19 protein-coding genes are annotated in these 17562 nt (G+C 72.5%); 15 read left to right on the top strand and 4 right to left on the bottom strand.

Annotation, left to right across the window (positions count from 1 at the left end; genetic code table 11):
• Window positions 1-36: 36 nt before the first annotated feature.
• Both ACWDYJ_RS25540 and coaA read right to left on the bottom strand, forming a co-directional pair.
• On the bottom strand, window positions 37-1002 hold the full coding sequence (locus ACWDYJ_RS25540; RefSeq protein WP_451567926.1) for a DUF389 domain-containing protein: 966 nt from the start codon (window positions 1000-1002) through the stop codon (window positions 37-39).
• Between the two features lie 25 nt (window positions 1003-1027).
• Window positions 1028-2047, bottom strand: a complete 1020-nt coding sequence (gene coaA / locus ACWDYJ_RS25535) for a type I pantothenate kinase (protein WP_451567925.1) — start codon at window positions 2045-2047, stop codon at window positions 1028-1030.
• 249 nt (window positions 2048-2296) lie between these two features.
• On the opposite strand from coaA, the gene ACWDYJ_RS25530 reads away from it, so the two are divergent.
• The 8 genes from ACWDYJ_RS25530 to ACWDYJ_RS25495 all read left to right on the top strand — a co-directional run bounded on the left by ACWDYJ_RS25530 (window position 2297) and on the right by ACWDYJ_RS25495 (window position 10257).
• Window positions 2297-3070, top strand: coding sequence for a hypothetical protein (locus ACWDYJ_RS25530; protein WP_451567924.1), 774 nt, complete (start codon window positions 2297-2299; stop codon window positions 3068-3070).
• Window positions 3071-3200: 130 nt separating this feature from the next.
• Entirely contained in the window at window positions 3201-5048 is a 1848-nt protein-coding gene (gene glmS, locus ACWDYJ_RS25525) for a glutamine--fructose-6-phosphate transaminase (isomerizing) (protein ID WP_451567923.1), read from the top strand.
• Between the two features lie 19 nt (window positions 5049-5067).
• Window positions 5068-5436: a holo-ACP synthase gene (locus ACWDYJ_RS25520; protein WP_451567922.1), complete on the top strand. Its 369-nt coding sequence runs from the start codon at window positions 5068-5070 to the stop codon at window positions 5434-5436.
• 21 nt (window positions 5437-5457) lie between these two features.
• A complete protein-coding gene (locus ACWDYJ_RS25515; protein ID WP_451567921.1) occupies window positions 5458-6891 on the top strand; it encodes an NAD(P)H-hydrate dehydratase in 1434 nt (477 codons plus the stop codon).
• A 140-nt stretch (window positions 6892-7031) separates the two neighbouring features.
• On the top strand, window positions 7032-8168 hold the full coding sequence (alr, locus tag ACWDYJ_RS25510; protein WP_451567920.1) for an alanine racemase: 1137 nt from the start codon (window positions 7032-7034) through the stop codon (window positions 8166-8168).
• Between the two features lie 17 nt (window positions 8169-8185).
• Window positions 8186-9358, top strand: a complete 1173-nt coding sequence (locus tag ACWDYJ_RS25505) for an alpha/beta fold hydrolase (protein ID WP_451567919.1) — start codon at window positions 8186-8188, stop codon at window positions 9356-9358.
• Window positions 9315-9869, top strand: a complete 555-nt coding sequence (gene tsaE / locus ACWDYJ_RS25500; RefSeq protein ID WP_451567918.1) for a tRNA (adenosine(37)-N6)-threonylcarbamoyltransferase complex ATPase subunit type 1 TsaE — start codon at window positions 9315-9317, stop codon at window positions 9867-9869. Before ACWDYJ_RS25505 ends, tsaE begins: the two co-directional genes overlap by 44 nt.
• Window positions 9870-10044: 175 nt before the next feature.
• Entirely contained in the window at window positions 10045-10257 is a 213-nt protein-coding gene (locus ACWDYJ_RS25495; protein WP_451567917.1) for a hypothetical protein, read from the top strand.
• A gap of 27 nt (window positions 10258-10284) precedes the next feature.
• Here ACWDYJ_RS25495 and ACWDYJ_RS25490 read toward each other — a convergent pair whose 3' ends face one another.
• Entirely contained in the window at window positions 10285-10845 is a 561-nt protein-coding gene (locus ACWDYJ_RS25490) for a hypothetical protein (protein WP_451567916.1), read from the bottom strand.
• Window positions 10846-10955: 110 nt separating this feature from the next.
• Here ACWDYJ_RS25490 and tsaB point away from each other — a divergent pair, with 110 nt between their 5' ends.
• The 5 genes from tsaB (at window position 10956) to ACWDYJ_RS25465 (ending at window position 14241) form a co-directional block, all read left to right on the top strand.
• A complete protein-coding gene (gene tsaB, locus ACWDYJ_RS25485; protein WP_451567915.1) occupies window positions 10956-11633 on the top strand; it encodes a tRNA (adenosine(37)-N6)-threonylcarbamoyltransferase complex dimerization subunit type 1 TsaB in 678 nt (225 codons plus the stop codon).
• Window positions 11630-12142 carry a ribosomal protein S18-alanine N-acetyltransferase gene (gene rimI, locus ACWDYJ_RS25480; RefSeq protein ID WP_451567914.1) on the top strand — a complete coding sequence of 171 codons (513 nt, stop codon included), beginning with the start codon at window positions 11630-11632 and terminating at the stop codon, window positions 12140-12142. Before tsaB ends, rimI begins: the two co-directional genes overlap by 4 nt.
• Window positions 12135-13259, top strand: coding sequence for a tRNA (adenosine(37)-N6)-threonylcarbamoyltransferase complex transferase subunit TsaD (gene tsaD, locus ACWDYJ_RS25475; protein WP_451567913.1), 1125 nt, complete (start codon window positions 12135-12137; stop codon window positions 13257-13259). Before rimI ends, tsaD begins: the two co-directional genes overlap by 8 nt.
• The gene (locus ACWDYJ_RS25470) at window positions 13256-13528 is read left to right on the top strand and encodes a hypothetical protein (RefSeq protein WP_451567912.1); all 273 of its coding nucleotides are present in this window, start codon (window positions 13256-13258) and stop codon (window positions 13526-13528) included. Before tsaD ends, ACWDYJ_RS25470 begins: the two co-directional genes overlap by 4 nt.
• A 62-nt stretch (window positions 13529-13590) precedes the next feature.
• Window positions 13591-14241, top strand: a complete 651-nt coding sequence (locus ACWDYJ_RS25465; RefSeq protein ID WP_451567911.1) for a hypothetical protein — start codon at window positions 13591-13593, stop codon at window positions 14239-14241.
• Between the two features lie 27 nt (window positions 14242-14268).
• Here ACWDYJ_RS25465 and ACWDYJ_RS25460 read toward each other — a convergent pair whose 3' ends face one another.
• Entirely contained in the window at window positions 14269-15444 is a 1176-nt protein-coding gene (locus tag ACWDYJ_RS25460) for a class I SAM-dependent methyltransferase (RefSeq protein ID WP_451567910.1), read from the bottom strand.
• 90 nt (window positions 15445-15534) lie between these two features.
• Here ACWDYJ_RS25460 and ACWDYJ_RS25455 point away from each other — a divergent pair, with 90 nt between their 5' ends.
• Both ACWDYJ_RS25455 and ACWDYJ_RS25450 read left to right on the top strand, forming a co-directional pair.
• Entirely contained in the window at window positions 15535-16485 is a 951-nt protein-coding gene (locus tag ACWDYJ_RS25455) for a polysaccharide deacetylase family protein (protein ID WP_451567909.1), read from the top strand.
• Window positions 16485-17390, top strand: a complete 906-nt coding sequence (locus tag ACWDYJ_RS25450) for a polysaccharide deacetylase family protein (protein WP_451567908.1) — start codon at window positions 16485-16487, stop codon at window positions 17388-17390. Before ACWDYJ_RS25455 ends, ACWDYJ_RS25450 begins: the two co-directional genes overlap by 1 nt.
• Window positions 17391-17562 lie beyond the last annotated feature (172 nt).

Raw genomic sequence — 17562 nt, 5'->3', positions numbered from 1 at the left:
AGCCCTTCACATGGTGGTGCGTCACATGGTGGTGCGTCACTTGACGATGCGTGGTGGCACATCCGGCGACCGGAGCATCCGGTTCTGCTGGGTGCGCCACAGCAGTTTCTGGGCCAGGAGCGTCAGGGAGCCCGCGAGCATGATGCCGCCGAGGTTCAGCAGGAGCTGCTCGGCGGAGCCCCACATCTGGCCGAGGTCGCCGTAGCTGAGCGCCACGGCGGCGTTGGCGGCGGCCGGAACGGTGGTCACCGAGATGGCCACGCCGACCAGCGCGCCGGACTTCGCCGAGGTCAGCGACAGGACCCCGGCCGCGCCGGCCAGCAGGGCCACGATGAAGGAGAACGGGTCCGGCTGCCAGATGAAGCTCGTGTTCGGGCGCGGGTTGTCGAGCATGCCGGGGTCGAACTGGCCGAGCGAGTCCATCAGCAGGCTGAACCCGGTGGTCGCCACGATCGCCGTCGCGAAGCCCACCAGCAGCGCGGTCAGCGAGCGCGCCGCCAGCCGCGGCACCCGCTGGACCAGACCCGTACAGACACCGGCGAGCGGGCCGAACTCCGGGCCGACCGCCATCGCGCCCACGATCAGGATCGCGTTGTCGAGCACCACACCGCAGGCCGCGATCATCGTCGCGAGGGAGAGGAACGCCAGGTAGGTGACGGAGAGGGTGGACTCCTCGTGGGTCGCCTCGGTCAGCTGCTCCCAGATCACCGCGTCGGCGGGATCCCCCGGAGCCTCGTCCTCCGCCTCGTCGGCCGTCCGGGAGAGGGAGAGGTCGATGTTCTCGACGGCGATGGAACCCCGCTCGTCCAGCCGTATGGCGCGGAGCTCGGCGAGCAGCTCGTCGGCGGATTCACGGGCCACGTCACACATCACCACATCGCCCACCGGATCGCGGGCAGCGCCCGCCAGTACGGCCAGATGGGTGGTCCCGACCGTCTTCTCGACGAGCGAGACCACTTCGTCGGTGAGGTCGTGCGGGGTGATCATCCGCAGATGCAGCATCCCCGCACCTTAGCCAGTGGATCGGCTACAGCTTGCGCAGACTGAGTTTCTGCACCTTGTGATCCGGGCCCTTGCGGACGACGAGGGTGGCACGGCCGCGGGTGGGGGCCACGTTCTCCAGCAGGTTGGGCCGGTTGATGGTCCGCCACATCGTCTGCGCGTACTCCATGGCCTCCTCCTCGGAGACCTGCGTGTACTTGCGGAAGTAGGAGAAAGGATTCTGGAAGGCGGTCTCGCGCAGCTTGCGGAAGCGGCCCAGGTACCAGCGCTCGATGTCCTCGGGGCGCGCGTCCACGTACACGCTGAAGTCGAAGTAGTCGGCGAGGCCGACGCGGGTCCGGCCGTCCTTGCCCGGCAGGGCGGGCTGGAGGACGTTGAGCCCCTCGACGATGAGGATGTCCGGGCGGCGTACGACGAGCTGCTCGCCCGGGACGATGTCGTAGATCAGGTGCGAGTAGACCGGGGCCGTGACCTCGTCCTTGCCCGCCTTGATGTCGGCGACGAAGCGGGTGAGCGCACGGCGGTCGTAGGACTCCGGGAAGCCCTTGCGGGAGGTCAGGCCGCGCCGCTGGAGCTCCTTCATCGGGTAGAGGAAGCCGTCCGTGGTGACCAGCTCCACACGGGGGTGCTCGGGCCAGCGGGCGAGCAGTGCCTGGAGCAGACGGGCCACGGTGGACTTGCCGACGGCGACCGAGCCGGCGACCCCTATGACGAAGGGGGTGCCCTGCTGGGCGCCGTGGCCGTTGCCCGCGTCACCGAGGAAGGTGTTCAGGGTGCCGCGCAGGTTGCTGGTGGCGCCGACGTAGAGGTTCAGGAGGCGCGAGAGCGGGAGGTAGACGTCCCGCACCTCGTCGAGGTCGATGACGTCGCCGAGGCCGCGCAGCCGCTCGACCTCGTCCGCCGTCAGCGGCAGGGGCGTCCGCTCGCGCAGGGCGCTCCACTCCGCACGGGTGAGGTCGACGTAGGGGGAGGCGTCGGGCACCCGGCGGGGGCCGGTGCGCTCCGTTGCGCGGTCCGGCGTGCAACGCGTCGGCGATGTGATCACACGGCCATTGTCGGGGCTCGGCGGCCGTTGTGGGTGGTGGGGTCGGTCACGTAGGGCGGGGAGGGCGTCCGGTGAGGTTGTACGCGATCCGGTCTCGATCAGGGCCACAGCGGATCTCGTCGCCATCACGATCGGGCGTGGGCCGGAAAATCGGCCGGTCGCGTGATCGATTGACCCGTACATTACTGATCACCGCAGCCTGGATCACTGGATTCCGGCTGTCCTGTCGTTCCCTGGGGGAGATCCTTCGTGCGTACCGCTCTTGTCCGTCGTACCGTCCTGACCGCGTCCGCGGTGTCCCTGGCCGTGCTGGCCACCGCCTGCGGCTCCGGTGACGCCGACAAGAAGACGGACGCCAAGCCGTCCGCCGGGGCCAGCGCCCCGGCGACCTCCGCGGCGCCCGCCGCGAAGGGCAAGACGGACGCCGAGGTGGCGGCTCTGGTCGTCACCCAGGCGGAGCTCCCGGACCAGAAGGTCTCGCCCGAGAGCGCCGCCAAGGCCGCCCTGGTCGCGGCCGAGGCCGACAACGCCGCCTGCAAGCCGCTGGTCCAGATCCAGTCGGCCGCGAAGATCGGCGCAGCCACCGGCATCGGCCGTACCGGCGCCAAGGTCAAGGCCAAGGAGCTGGGCGCGGACGCCACCCCCGAGCAGAAGATCGAGGCCGCCCTGCTGGCGATCGGCGGGGCCCAGACCCTGGTCACCGTCACCTCGTACGACGGCAAGGGCGCCGAGGAGGCCTTCGCCTCCGTCAAGGCCGCGGGCACTGCGTGCGCCGCCGGGTACACGGTCACCTCCGAGGGCGAGAAGCTCAAGCTCAACAACGTCACCCCGGGCGCGGCCGTCACCGGCGGCGACGAGGCCCTGTCCTACACCGCGCCCATGGACCTGGAGGACGGCGAGAAGTCCACCACCCACTTCGTGGTCGTGCGCAAGGGCAACTCCCTGGCCACCTTCTACACCTGGGGCCTGAAGACCGAGCTGCCCAAGAGCATCGTCGACGCGCAGGTCAAGAAGCTGGGCTGAAGCCCGCCCGCCCGGTGGGGCGCGCTTGTTCGAACGGCCGTCAGCCCTGCTCCGGTGAATTCACCGGAGCGGGGTTTTCGTCTTGTCGGGGTACCCGGTCGACGGACAACTACGGCGTACCCTGCGGCCTATGTGCGGAATTGTGGGTTACGTAGGAGCGCAGTCGGCGCTCGATGTGGTCATCGCCGGACTGAAGCGGCTGGAGTACCGCGGCTACGACTCGGCGGGTGTCGCCGTGCTCGCCGACGGGGGACTCGCCAGCGTCAAGAAGGCCGGAAAGCTCGTCAACCTCGAGAAGGAACTGGTCGCGCGCCCCCTGCCCGCCGGCTCCACGGGCCTGGGGCACACCCGTTGGGCGACCCATGGCGGGCCCACCGACGTCAACGCCCATCCCCACCTGGACAACGCCGGCCGGGTGGCCGTCGTACACAACGGCATCATCGAGAACTTCGCCGCGCTGCGCGCCGAACTGGCCGAGCGCGGGCACCGGCTGGAGTCCGAGACGGACACCGAGGTCGTGGCGCACCTGCTGGCCGAGCACTTCGCGCGCACCGGGGACCTCACCGAGGCGATGCGGCAGGTCTGCCGGCTGCTGGAGGGCGCGTTCACGCTGGTCGCGGTGCACGCCGACGAACCGGACGCCGTGGTCGGCGCGCGGCGGAACTCGCCCCTGGTGGTGGGCGTTGGAGAAGGTGAGAACTTCCTCGCCTCGGACGTGGCCGCGTTCATCGCCCACACCCGGTCCGCGATCGAGCTGGGGCAGGACCAGGTCGTCGAACTCCGCCGCGACGGGGTCACGGTGACCGACTTCTACGGTGCGCCCGCGTCCGTTCGGGCGTACCACGTGGACTGGGACGCCTCGGCGGCCGAGAAGGGGGGCTATGACTACTTCATGCTCAAGGAGATCGCCGAGCAGCCGAAGGCTGTCGCCGACACCCTCCTGGGCAGGATCGACGCGAGCGGCCTGCTGACCCTGGACGAGGTGCGCATCCCCACCTCGGTGCTCCGGGAGGTCGACAAGGTCGTGATCGTGGCGTGCGGTACGGCGTACCACGCGGGCATGATCGCGAAGCTGGCCATCGAGCACTGGACCCGCATCCCGTGCGAGACCGAGCTGGCCAGTGAGTTCCGCTACCGCGACCCGATCCTGGACCAGCGGACGCTGGTGATCGCGATCTCGCAGTCCGGCGAGACCATGGACACCCTGATGGCGCTGCGGCACGCGCGGGAACAGGGTGCGAGGGTGCTGGCCGTCTGCAATACGAACGGGTCGACGATCCCCCGCGAATCGGACGCGGTGCTGTACACGCACGCCGGTCCGGAGGTGGCCGTCGCCTCGACCAAGGCGTTCCTGACGCAGCTGGTCGCCTGCTACCTCGTCGCGCTGTACCTGGGACAGGTGCGGGGCACGAAGTGGGGCGACGAGATCGAGGCGGTGATCCGGGAGCTGTCGGACATCGCCGCGGCGGTGGACACCGTACTGGAGACGATGGAGCCCGTACGGGCGCTGGCGCGCTCGCTCGCGGACAAGAACACCGTGCTGTTCTTGGGGCGGCACGTCGGGTACCCGGTGGCGCTGGAGGGTGCGCTCAAGCTCAAGGAGCTGGCGTACATGCACGCCGAGGGCTTCGCGGCGGGCGAGCTCAAGCACGGGCCGATCGCGCTCATCGAGAAGGACATGCCGGTGGTCGTGGTCGTGCCGTCGCCGCGCGGGCGGTCGGTGCTCCACGACAAGCTCGTGTCGAACATCCAGGAGATCAGGGCGCGCGGTGCGCGGACGATCGTGATCGCGGAGGAGGGTGACGAGGCGGTGGTCCCGTACGCCGACCACCTGATCCGCATCCCCGCGACGCCGACGCTGCTCCAGCCGCTGGTGGCGACGGTGCCGCTCCAGGTCTTCGCGTGCGAGCTGGCGACGGCGCGGGGGAACGAGGTCGACCAGCCGCGTAACCTCGCCAAATCGGTCACTGTGGAGTAGTTGGGTTGGGGTTGTCGTTGTGATTATCGGTGTGGGGATCGACGTTGCGGAGATCGACCGGTTCGGCGCGGCGCTGGAGCGGACGCCGAACATGGCGCAACGGCTGTTCGTCGACGCCGAGTTGACGCTGCCCAGCGGCGAGCGGCGCGGAATCGCCTCGCTCGCCGCGCGGTTCGCCGCCAAGGAGGCACTGGCCAAGGCCCTGGGCGCGCCCGGCGGAATGCTGTGGACCGACGCCGAGGTCTACGTGGAGGACTCCGGCCGGCCGCGGCTGCGGGTGTGGGGCACGGTCGAGGCCCGGGCCGTGGCGCTGGGCGTGAAGTCCTGGCACATCTCGCTGAGCCACGATGCCGGTGTCGCGTCCGCCGTGGTGATCGCCGAGGGATGACGGGCAGGGCAGGCTGGTGTCATGCGTACTGCTTACAGCGTGGAGACCGTACGGGCCGCCGAGCGCGAGCTGATGAGCCGGCTGCCGGAAGGCGCCCTGATGCAGCGGGCGGCGGCCGGACTGGCCGCCGTGTGCGCGGGGCTGCTGGGACGGCGGCGGGAGCGGCTGTACGGGGCGCGGGTGTACGGGGCGCGGGTCGTGCTGCTGGTGGGGCCGGGGGACAACGGCGGCGACGCGCTGTACGCCGGAGCCCGCCTGGCCCGGCGCGGCGCCGGGGTGACGGCCGTACCGCTGGACTCCGCGCGGGTGCACGTGGGCGGGATGGCCGCGCTGCTGGCCGCCGGCGGCCGGGTGAGCGGCTCCGTACCGGCGCGGGCGGACCTGGTACTGGACGGGCTCGTCGGAATCGGCGGCCAGGGCGCGCTGCGGCCCGGCGCCGCCGCACTGGTGGAGCGGATCCCCGACGGCGCGGTCGTGGTCGCCGTGGACCTGCCCAGCGGGGTGGACGCGGACACCGGCGAACTCGCCGGGCCCGCCGTCACGGCCGACGTGACGGTGACCTTCGGGGCGTACAAGCCGGGACTGCTGATCGACCCAGGGGCGTCGAAGGCGGGCACGCTGCGGCTGGTGGACCTCGGGCTGGAACTGCCGTCACCCGAGGTGGAGGCCCTGGATCACGCCGACGTGGCGGGGCTGCTGCCGGTGCCGACGCCGTCCAGCGACAAGTACCGGCGCGGCGTTGTCGGCATCGTCGCCGGGTCGACCCGCTACCCGGGGGCGGCGGTGCTGGCCGTGGCCGGAGCGCTGCGCGGCGGCGCGGGGGCGGTGCGGTACGTGGGCCCTGCGGCGGACGCCGTGCTGGCCCGGTATCCCGAGACGCTGATCGGGCACGGGCGGGTGCAGGCCTGGGTGGTCGGCCCCGGGCTCGGCGACGAGCGCGGCCCGGAGGTCGCGCGGGCCCTCGCGGACACGGACGTACCGGTGCTGGTGGACGCCGACGGGCTGCGCGGGCTGGACGACGGGGTCGTGCGGGCGCGCCGGGCGGCGACCCTGCTGACCCCGCACGCCGGGGAGGCGGCGGCGCTGCTGGGGGTGTCGCGGGAGTCGGTGGAGGCCGGGCGGCTCGGCGCCGTACGGGAACTGGCCGGGCGGTACGGGGCCACCGTCCTGCTGAAGGGCTCGACGACGCTGGTGTCCTGCGGCGGTGTGGTCCGGGTCAACCCCACCGGGACCCCGTGGCTCGCCACCGCCGGGAGCGGCGACGTGCTGTCCGGGCTGGCGGGGTCGCTGCTGGCCGGCGGGCTGGACGGGGTCGACGCGGGCGCGGTGGCCGCCTATCTGCACGGGGTGGCCGGTCGGCTGGCCGCCGGTCGGCTGGCCGCCGGTGGTGCGCCGGTGTTGGCCCAGGAGGTGGCCGAGTTCCTGCCGGTCGCGTGGCGGGAGGTCACGGGCTGACCCCGCGGCGCCGTCGCGCGAGCGGCCCCGGGCTGCGCCCGGGCTTCCCGGGGCTCCGCCCCGGACCCCGCGCCTCAAACGCCGGCGGGGCCGGATTGGGCTGGGGTGGGCGTCGCGGGGGTTCTGAGAGACTGTGGGGGATGAACGAGACACCGACGCGCGTGTACGCCGAGATCGATCTTGACGCGGTACGGGAGAACGTACGCGCACTGCGCGCACGGGCGCCCCGGGCCGAGCTGATGGCCGTCGTCAAGGCGAATGCCTACGGGCACGGGATGCTGCAGTGCGCCCTCGCGGCCCAGGAGGCCGGCGCCACGTGGCTCGGGACCGCCACCCCCGACGAGGCGCTCGCGCTGCGCGCCGCCGGGGTCGAGGGGCGGATCATGTGCTGGCTCTGGACCCCCGGCGGGCCCTGGCGGGAGGCCGTCGAGGCCGACCTGGACGTGTCCGTCAGCGGCCTGTGGGCCCTGGACGAGGTACGGGCCGCCGCGCGCGCGGCCGGCCGTAGCGCCCGTATCCAGCTCAAGGCCGACACCGGCCTCGGCCGCAACGGCTGTCAGCCCGCCGACTGGGCCGAGCTGGTGGGCGCGGCCGTCGCCGCCGAGGCGGAGGGCACCGTCCGAGTCACGGGTATCTGGTCGCACTTCGCCTGCGCGGACGAACCCGGCCACCCCTCCATCCAGCTCCAGCTCGACGCCTTCCGCGACATGCTCGCGTACGCCGAGAAGGAGGGCGTCGAGCCGGAGGTCCGGCACCTCGCCAACTCGCCGGCCACCCTGACCCTTCCCGACAGCCACTTCGACCTGGTGCGCCCCGGCATCGCCCTCTACGGCGTGTCGCCCGCGCCCGAGCTCGGCACTCCCGCCCAGCTCGGCCTGCGCCCCGCCATGACCCTCAAGGCCTCTCTCGCGATGGTCAAGCGGGTCCCCGCCGGGCACGGGGTGAGCTACGGCCACCACTACGTCACCGAGGCCGAGTCGAACCTCGCCCTGATCCCGGCCGGTTACGCCGACGGCATCCCGCGCAGCGCATCCGGCCGCGGGCCGGCCCTGGTCGGCGGCCGGATCCGGCAGGCCGCCGGGCGGATCGCCATGGACCAGTTCGTCGTGGACCTCGGCCAGGACCTCGCCCGCGTCGGTGACGAGGTCGTCCTCTTCGGGGACGCCGAGCGTGGCGAACCCACCGCCGAGGACTGGGCTCGAGCGGCGCACACGATCGCGTATGAGATCGTCACTCGTATCGGAGGCCGGGTGCCCCGGGTGTACCTGGGCGGCTGAGTGAGGACGGCGACGGCGTGAGCGAGAACTGGCGCAAGGCAGGCTGGGCCGGCGCGGCCATCGGTGTCCTGGCGGCGGGCGCCGCGGCCGGTGTCGCGGTCGAACGGATCACCGTGGGCCGCGGCATCCGCATGCGGGCGCGACTCGCGCTGGACGCCGCCGGGGATTACGGGTCCTTGCGCGGCACCGAGGGGATCTGCCGGGCCGAGGACGGCACCGAGCTCTACTTCGAGGCCGACGAAGTGCCCGAGGAGGGCAGGAAACGGCGCCTGGGGCGCAAGGAAACGGCCGCCGCCACCGTCGTCTTCTGCCACGGCTACTGCCTGGGCCAGGACTCCTGGCACTTCCAGCGGGCCGCCCTGCGCGGCGTCGTCCGCTCCGTCTACTGGGACCAGCGCAGCCACGGCCGCAGCGCGCGCGGCCTGGCCCAGGCCGACGGCGAAGCGGTGACCATCGACCAGCTCGGCCGCGACCTGAAGGCCGTCATCGACGCCGCCGCGCCCGCCGGTCCGCTGATCCTCGTCGGTCACTCGATGGGCGGAATGACCATCATGGCCTTCGCCGAGCAGTTCCCGGAGCTGGTCCGCGACCGGGTGCTCGCCGTGGCCCTCGTCGGCACCTCCAGCGGCCGGCTCGACGAGGTCACCTACGGCCTGCCCGCCGTCGGGATGAGCGCCGTACGCCGCGTCCTGCCGGGCGTGCTCAGGGCGCTCGGCTCGCAGGCGGAGCTGGTGGAGAAGGGCCGACGGGCCACCGCGGACCTCTTCGCGGGCATGATCAAGATGTACTCGTTCGGCTCGCGGGACGTGGATCCGGGCGTCGCGCGCTTCGCCGAGCGGCTGATCGAGGCGACCCCGATCGACGTGGTCGCCGAGTTCTACCCGGCCTTCCAGACCCACGACAAGGGCGCCGCCCTCCAGCTGTTCGCGAACATCCCCGTCACCGTCGTCGCCGGGGACCGGGACATGATCACCCCGCCCGGGCACAGCGTGGTCATCAAGGAGGCGCTGCCGGCCGCCGAGCTGGTGGTGCTGGAGAACGCCGGCCACCTGGTGATGCTGGAGCACCCCGACGCCGTGACCGGGCTGCTGGCCGACCTGATCGCGCGCACCGGAGCCGTCCCCGCAGCGACTAACGTGGGGACGTATGGAAGAAGTACCGCGGGAAGCGCCGCGCAGCCCGGCGGCTGAGGTCCTGGCCGAGGCCGCCGCCGAAACCCTGATCACCGTCGACTCGCCCGACTCCATGCAGGAGCTGGGCCGCCGCCTCGCCGGCCTCCTGCGCCCCGGCGACCTCGTCCTGCTGAGCGGCGAGCTCGGCGCGGGCAAGACCACTCTGACCCGGGGCCTCGGTGAGGGGCTCGGCGTCCGCGGGGCGGTGACCTCGCCGACCTTCGTGATCGCCCGGGTGCACCCGTCCCTCGGCGGCGGACCGGCGCTGGTGCACGTCGACGCGTACCGGCTCGGCGGCGGGCTGGACGAGATGGAGGACCTGGACCTCGACGTGTCGCTGCCCGAATCCGTGGTGGTCGTGGAATGGGGCGACGGCAAGGTGGAGGAGCTCTCCGAGGACCGGCTGCACGTGGTCATCGGGCGGGCGGTCGGCCACGAGGAGGTCCTGGACGACGTGCGCGAGGTGGCGGTGCGCGGGGTCGGGGCGCGCTGGGCCGGTACGGAGCTGGCCGGGCTGAGCGCGCGGTAGGCACCGGGCGCGCCGGGGACCGCGGGGGCGCCCGGGGACCGAGGGGGGCGCCCCCGGCAAAACGTACCGACAACGCGTCGGGAAAATATTGCGCTGGTGGAGGGCCGCGTGATGACATGGTACCGAGCGCTGGTTAGGTCTACCTAAGTACAGCGTCCCGGGTTCAGGAGGAGCCATGTCGCCAGCAGGTGCGGAGCAGCGAGAGCCCGCCGTGTCCATGCGGGCGCTGCTCGCGGCGGGCGCGGCCGCCACGGCCGTGTCCACGCCGCCGCGCGCGCGGCCCGCGGTGCGGGAGCCGGATCCGGATCTCGAATCGGAGCCGGAGTCGGAAGCCGGCCCGGAACCGGCGCATACGCGAGAGGCCGCCCCGGAGTCCGAGGCGGCCTGACGTTCCCGTACGGGTGAAGGTGGCGCGTCAGGGAACGACGACGACCTTCGAACTGATCGTCGCGAAGGCCCACATCGCGTCGCCGTCCGCGCGCGTCATCCGGATGCCGCCGGTCTTGCGGGTCGGGTCCGGCTCCGGCAGCGAACCGTCCACGCGGGCGCTGAAGCCGATCACGATGCCGTCCGTGCTGGTGAACCGTACGACGTGCTCGATCGACACCCCGTCCGAGCCGGTGACCGCGCCCGAGCGCGAGCTGACCGCGTAGCTGCCCGGCGCCGGGTGCACGGTGCTGGGCTTCACCGCGAACGACCGGGGCTCCCGGCCGTCCTCGGCCACCAGCCACACCCGCTTCTGGGACACCGAGTACACGACCCGCACCCCGGTCCCCGAATCGGCCGGCAGCGCTGCCGGCTTCGAGGGGTCCTGCTTGGCGGGGGACTGACTCGTCGACGGGTCCGAAGGGGCCTGCGGGGCCGCCTTCGCGGGGCGTGCGGGCGCGGTCGCCGAAGCCTGGTAACCGAGGAATCCGATGGCGACGATCGCCGCGGCGGTGAGCCCGGCCACGATTCCCGAGCTGCTGCGTGCCACCCTTGCTCCACCTCTCCGAGCTGCCTAGACAGTACGGTCGAAAGGTAGCAGCCGAGCCGCCCGCCGCCCGGCCGCAATTGCGGCCCCGCCCGGAGTCGTAGGCTGTTCGCGTGCTCCTGCTCGCTGTAGATACCGCCACGCCCGCCGTCACCGTCGCCCTGTACGACGGGGAGTCCGTGCTCGCCGAGTCGAACCAGGTCGACGCCCGCCGCCACGGGGAGCTCCTGCTGCCCTCCGTGGACGCGGTCCTCGCCGAGGCCGGGGTGAAGCTCGAAGCCGTCACCGGCGTCGTCGTCGGCGTCGGCCCCGGCCCCTACACCGGACTGCGCGTCGGCCTCGTCACCGCCTCCACCTTCGCCGCCGTCCTCGGCGTCCCGGTCCACGGCCTGTGCACCCTCGACGGGCTCGCGTACGCCGCGGGCACCGCCGGTATCGAGGGCCCCTTCACCGTCGCCACCGACGCGCGGCGCAAGGAGGTCTACTGGGCGCGGTACGAGGACCCCCGCACCCGGATCGGGGAGCCCGCCGTGGACCGCCCGGCCGACATCGCCGAGCGCGTCGCGGGCCTCCCCGCGGTGGGCCAGGGCGCGGCGCTGTACCCCGAGGTCTTCCCCGACGCGCGCGAGCCCGTGCACCAGTCGGCCGCCGCCCTCGCGGCGCTGGCCGCGGAACGGCTGGCGGCCGGGACGCCGTTCGAGAACGCCGGCGGCCTGCCGCCGACCCCCCTCTACCTGCGCCGGCCCGACGCGCAGGTGCCCAAGAACTACAAGGTGGTCACCCCCAAGTGACGGCCCCGACCGCCACGCTGCGCGACATGCGCTGGTGGGACATCGAGCCCGTACTGGAACTGGAGCACGAGTTGTTCCCCGAGGACGCCTGGTCCGCCGGAATGTTCTGGTCCGAACTCGCCCACGCGCGCGGCCCGCTGGCCACCCGCCGCTACCTCGTCGCCGAAGAGCCCGGAACCGGCCGCATCGTCGGCTACGCCGGGCTGTCCGCCGCGGGCGACCTGGCCGACGTACAGACCATCGCCGCCGCGCGCGACCAGTGGGGGACCGGGCTCGGTGCCCGGCTCCTCACCGAGCTGCTGCGCGCCGCGACCGCCTTCGAGTGCGCCGAGGTGCTGCTGGAGGTGCGGGTGGACAACACCCGCGCCCAGAAGCTCTACGAGCGCTTCGGCTTCGAGCCCATCGGCTTCCGGCGCGGCTACTACCAGCCCGGCAACGTCGACGCGCTCGTCATGCGACTGACCGACCCCGCACAAGCACGAACTGAGAGCTGTGAGAGCAATGGCTGACGAACCTCTCGTCCTCGGCATCGAGACCTCCTGCGACGAGACCGGCGTCGGCATCGTCCGCGGCACCACGCTGCTCGCGGACGCGATCGCGTCGAGCGTCGACGAGCACGCCCGCTTCGGCGGCGTCGTGCCCGAGGTGGCCTCGCGGGCCCACCTGGAGGCGATGGTCCCCACCATCGAGCGCGCACTGAAGGAGGCCGGGGTCAGCGCCCGCGACCTCGACGGCATCGCGGTCACCGCCGGTCCGGGCCTGGCGGGGGCGCTGCTGGTGGGCGTCTCGGCGGCGAAGGCGTACGCGTACGCCCTGGGCAAGCCGCTCTACGGGGTCAACCACCTCGCCTCCCACATCTGCGTCGACCAGCTGGAGCACGGGCCGCTGCCGGAGCCCACCATGGCGCTGCTGGTGTCCGGCGGTCACTCCTCGCTGCTGCTGGCCCCGGACATCACCTCCGACGTCCGGCCGCTCGGCGCGACCATCGACGACGCCGCGGGCGAGGCCTTCGACAAGATCGCCCGCGTGCTCCAGCTGGGCTTCCCCGGCGGTCCGGTCATCGACCGGCTCGCGCGCGAGGGCGACCCGAAGGCGATCCACTTCCCGCGCGGGCTGACGGGGCCGCGCGACGCGGCGTACGACTTCTCCTTCTCCGGCCTCAAGACGTCGGTGGCCCGCTGGATCGAGGCGAAGCGCAAGGCGGGGGAGGAGGTGCCGGTGCGCGACGTGGCGGCGTCCTTCCAGGAGGCCGTGGTGGACGTGCTGACGCGCAAGGCGATCCGCGCGTGCAAGGACGAGGGCGTCGACCACCTGATGATCGGCGGCGGTGTGGCGGCCAACTCCCGGCTGCGCTCGCTCGCGCAGGAGCGCTGTGACGACGCGGGGATCATCCTGCGGGTGCCGCGGCCGAAGCTGTGCACGGACAACGGCGCGATGGTCGCGGCGCTGGGCGCGGAGATGGTCAAGCGGAACCGGCCGGCCTCCGACTGGGACCTGTCCGCCGACTCCTCGCTGCCGGTGACGGAACCGCACGTGCCGGGCGCCGAGCCCCATGGCCACGGCCACGGCCACACCCACGACCATGACCACGTGCACGAGCTGAGCAAGGACAACCTCTACTCATGAGCACCGTCGCGCTGATGTGGGAAGCCCGCGCCGTCGACGGGCGGGGCAACGAGCTGCTGGAGTGGGCCCGCTCGCAGGTCCTCGCCCGGGAGCCGGTGCGCCGCGAGGTCCTGCGCGGCGCGCAGGACCGGGTGCTCGTGATCACCTGGTGGGAGACCGCCGAGGGGCTCGCGGCGGAGCTGCCCGAACTGCCGGAGCCGGCCGCCGACCTGATCGCCCGGGCGGTGCACCGCTGGCGGTTCGAGTCGGTGGAGGTCACGGAGGGCTGAGCCGCCGGGCGCTCGAAGCGGCCTCCGGCGCGCTTGGACGCCGTGACGCTATGGTCATGCGCATGTCTAGTCGCGACCTCCCGCCTCCTCCTCCACCCGCGCACCTGCGCGAGTGGCTGGACGAGGCCGTCTTACGGGCCGACCGTGCGCGTTTCCTGGCGGACCTGAGCCGGCGCAGTCTGGGCCTCGGGCGGTTGCTGCTGTTCTGGGCCGTCGCGGCCGTCTTCGTGCTCGGCTGGAGCTTCGTCGGCATGGCCGCGATGTCCTTCGAGTCGGGCGACCCGATCTCGTACCTCTTCGGGGTGGTCTTCGGCCTGATCGGGCTCGGCGTGCTGGTGCCCGCCGGACTCTGGTTCGCGTGGGGCGTCCGGCAGGAGCGGCGGGTGCGCCGGCTGCTGCACGCCTGGTTCGAGGCGGGCCACGACCCCGCCACCGACAGCCGGCTGCGCGCCCCCGCCCGGAGCCTGGTGTGGCTGACGGCCTCCCTCGCGCTCGGCGTGACCGGGCTCTGCGTGGCCTTCGCGGCCGCGGGCGGGGTGCGGCCGGGCGAGAGCGCGTACGGGGAGTTCACGTACTTCATGGGAGTCGGCATGATCCTGTGGATCACCGGCCTGCTGGGCGCTGCCAAGGCGGGCACCCACTACCGCTGGGCGGTACGCGCCTTCCGCCGCCCGCCGCTGACCGCCCCGGCGCTCGCGGACCGGCCGGGCTGACCCCCGGCCCGGCGCCATGCGGGGCGCCTACTCCACCGCCGGCGAGCCGATCAGCATCGACGGAGCCCCCGCGACCCGGGTCAGGAAGACCGTCGCGGAGTGCGGACCCTGCGGTTTGACCTTCCTGCGCAGCTCCTCCGGCTCGATCGCCGAGCCGCGCTTCTTCACGGTCAGGATCCCGACCTCGCGCTCGCGCAGCAGCGCCTTCAGCTTCTTCAGGCCGAAGGGCAGCACGTCCGTGATCTCGTACGCGGTGGCGTACGGGGTCGCGCGCAGTTCGTCGGCGGTGATGTAGGCGATGGTCGGGTCGATGAGCCGGCCGCCGAGCTGCTCCGCGACCTCGGCGACGAGGTGGGCGCGGATCACGGCCCCGTCCGGCTCGTAGAGCCAGCGGCCGACCGGGCCCGCCTCCGGGTCGGGCAGCGGGTCGGCGGTCCGCAGCTCGCGCGGTCCGGGCAGCAGGGTGGCGCGCACGGTGCCGGGGGCCGTCCCGAACCACAGCACAGCCTCCTTCACGTCCCCGTGGTCGGAGATCCACTCGGCCTCGGCGTCCTGCGGCACCGCCTCGTGCGGGATCCCGGGGGCGATCTTGATGGCGGCGTGTTCCGCCGTACGGGCCGCCTCCACGGCCCAGGACAGCGGCGGCGAGTACGACTCCGGGTCGAAGATCCGGCCGCGCCCGCCGCGCCGCGCCGGGTCGATGAACACCGCGTCGTACGCGGACACGTCCACGTCCGTCACATCCGCCTGGCGGACCTCGATCAGGTCCGCCAGGCCCAGAGCCTCGGCGTTGGCCCGCGCGACCGCGACGGTCAGGGGGTCGAGGTCCACCGCGAGCACCCGGATCCCGAGCCGGGCCAGGGCGAGGGCGTCCCCGCCGATGCCGCAGCACAGGTCCGCGACGCTCCGTACGCCGAGCGCCGCCAGCCGGCCCGCGCGGTACGAGGCCACCGAGGCGCGGGTGGCCATCTCGCCGCCGCCGGGCGTGAAGTACATCCGGAACGCGTCCTCGGCCCCGAACTTCGCCACCGCCCGCTGACGCAGCCGGGCCTGCCCGAGTGCGGCCGAGACGAGCCCGGCGGGGTGCTCGCGCCGCAGCCGGGTGGCGACGGCGATCTCCTGGGCGGGGTCGTAGTCGCGGAGCGAGTCCAGGAGGGCGCGGCCGGGCGGGGTGAGGAGCGCGGCGAAGTCTTCGGGGGTCACCAGTTCATTGTGGGCCAGCCGGTGGAAGGGCGGAGCCCGGCCGTGGTGTCGGCCGTGCGGCGCGGCTGAGTGGTGTAAGGATCCGCTGCTATGCAGCTTGTACGACAAAAGGGAAATATCACGCAGTTTGGTCACCGGCCCGCGGCGCGTCCGCGCGGCCGGTACGGGGTCGCCCTCGCCGCACTGCTCGTGGCCGCTCTGGGGACGGGATGCGGCGCGGGGGAGTCCGAGAAACCGGCCAAGGCCAAGCCCGGCCAGGGCGCCGGGGCCGCCGCGGGGGCGGCGGGCGCGCACCTCAGCCAGGCCGAGAAGGCCAAGGCGGCCCAGCAGGCCCGGATCGCCGCCGTGAAGCGATGGGGCCTGGCCAAGATGCCGCTCACCGCCCCGGCCGCGCCCAAGGAGAAGCCGGAGATCGAAACCCGCGACGGCTTCGAGGTGGAGGACGGCGACGAACTGCCGCCGGTCTTCACCACCGTCCCGACGGAGGACAAGGTCGTCTTCCTGACGATCGACGACGGCGCGGAGAAGGATCCCGAGTTCCTGAAGATGATGCGGGAGCTGAAGATCCCGTACACGGCGTTCCTCAGCGACTACCTCGTGCGCGAGAACTACCCGTACTTCAAGCAGATGCAGGCCGCGGGCGTCACCCTGAACAACCACACCCTCAACCACCGCTACATGCCGGCGCTGTCGTACGAGAAGCAGCGCCAGGAGATCTGCGGCCAGCAGGACACGATCCAGAAGCAGTTCGGCAAGCGGCCGACCCTCTTCCGGCCGCCGTACGGCAACTACAACCAGGACACCCTGCGCGCGGCGAAGTCCTGCGGCATCAAGGCGGTTCCGCTGTGGAACGCCGAGGCGTTCACGAACCGCATGGACTACCGGGAATGGGACCGCGACCTCCACCCCGGTGACATCATCCTGACGCACTTCCGGGGCAAGGAGGACTGGAAGGGCACGATGCCTGACATGATCCGTCATGTCATGAAGACCGTCACGGAAAAGGGGTACGCCGTGGCCCGCTTGGAGGACTACCTGTGATGGACGCGCGCCGGCTGGTGGCCGGAACACTGGCGGCCGGCGCGCTCGCGCTGTCCCTGACGGGGTGCGGGAACAGCGTGGACCCGATCGAACGGCTGGGCCGCAAGGCCGCGGACGCGGGGACGCCCTCGGCGTCCCCGCCCGCCTCGCGCCCGGCGCAGGCGGGGACGGCGGCGCCGGGGTCGGCGGCGGGGACGGGCGGGACGGCGGCGGACGAGGCGTACCGGAAGTGGGGCCTGACGGCCCCCGTCCAGTACGCCCCCAAGCCCGCCCAGAAGCCCCAACTCCCCAAGCCCGCCCCGGGCAAGGCGGCCGTACTGGACCGAATACCCGTCGCGCCGACGGACAAGGTCGTCTTCCTGACCTTCGACGACGGCGCCGAGAAGGACCCCGAGTTCCTGAAGATGGCGGCCGACCTCAAGCTGCCGATCAGCATGTTCCTGACAGACAACGTGGCCTCGTCGGACTACGGGCACTTCGAGAAGCTCCGAGACAACGGCTCCGGCAGCACGATAAACAACCACACCCTGACGCATCCGAACCTGCGCACGCTGCCCTTCGCGGCGCAGAAGACGGAGATATGCGGCCAGCAGGAGCGCCTGGAGAAGCGCTTCGGCTCACGCCCGACGCTCTTCCGGCCGCCGTTCGGCAACTACAACGACGACACCCTCAAGGCGGCGTCCGAGTGCGGTATCTCCTCGGTCGTCCTGTGGCGCGCGTCGATGCAGATAAACGACTTCCAGTACGCCGAGGGCTCCGACCTCAAACCCGGCGACATCGTCCTGGCCCACTTCCGCGGCCCCTCGGAACTCAAGGGCACGACGGAACCCCAGATGACGACCCGCATGCTCCGGCGCATACAGGAGCAGGGATACAGGATCGGGCGGCTGGAGGACTACCTGTAAGGGCGGGCGGGGGCGGGCGGCGTCCGTGGGGCGGGGACGTTGAAGCGTGGCGGGGGTGTGGGGGTCGGGGGCCCGTTATCCGGGATCAGGGAGGGTATGGGGGTTTCCCGTCAGTCTCATCGTCTCTCCGTGTCGGGCCGGCCCCTCAAGGGCGCTCCTCCTCGTTCCTCGT

The sequence above is a fragment of the Streptomyces sp. NPDC003042 genome, from assembly GCF_053591315.1.
This window is presented reverse-complemented; position numbering and strand designations above follow the sequence as displayed.

Bases quoted from the DNA above. Each gene is read 5' to 3' on its own strand.
- alr (WP_451567920.1), top strand. From the start codon at position 7,032: ATGAACGAGACACCGACGCGCGTGTACGCCGAGATCGATCTTGACGCG.
- ACWDYJ_RS25450 (WP_451567908.1), top strand. From the start codon at position 16,485: ATGGACGCGCGCCGGCTGGTGGCCGGAACACTGGCGGCCGGCGCGCTC.
- ACWDYJ_RS25515 (WP_451567921.1), top strand. From the start codon at position 5,458: ATGCGTACTGCTTACAGCGTGGAGACCGTACGGGCCGCCGAGCGCGAG.
- tsaE (WP_451567918.1), top strand. From the start codon at position 9,315: ATGGAAGAAGTACCGCGGGAAGCGCCGCGCAGCCCGGCGGCTGAGGTC.
- tsaD (WP_451567913.1), top strand. From the start codon at position 12,135: ATGGCTGACGAACCTCTCGTCCTCGGCATCGAGACCTCCTGCGACGAG.
- ACWDYJ_RS25495 (WP_451567917.1), top strand. From the start codon at position 10,045: ATGTCGCCAGCAGGTGCGGAGCAGCGAGAGCCCGCCGTGTCCATGCGG.
- ACWDYJ_RS25540 (WP_451567926.1), bottom strand. From the start codon at position 1,002: ATGCTGCATCTGCGGATGATCACCCCGCACGACCTCACCGACGAAGTG.
- ACWDYJ_RS25465 (WP_451567911.1), top strand. From the start codon at position 13,591: ATGTCTAGTCGCGACCTCCCGCCTCCTCCTCCACCCGCGCACCTGCGC.
- glmS (WP_451567923.1), top strand. From the start codon at position 3,201: ATGTGCGGAATTGTGGGTTACGTAGGAGCGCAGTCGGCGCTCGATGTG.
- ACWDYJ_RS25455 (WP_451567909.1), top strand. From the start codon at position 15,535: ATGCAGCTTGTACGACAAAAGGGAAATATCACGCAGTTTGGTCACCGG.
- ACWDYJ_RS25470 (WP_451567912.1), top strand. From the start codon at position 13,256: ATGAGCACCGTCGCGCTGATGTGGGAAGCCCGCGCCGTCGACGGGCGG.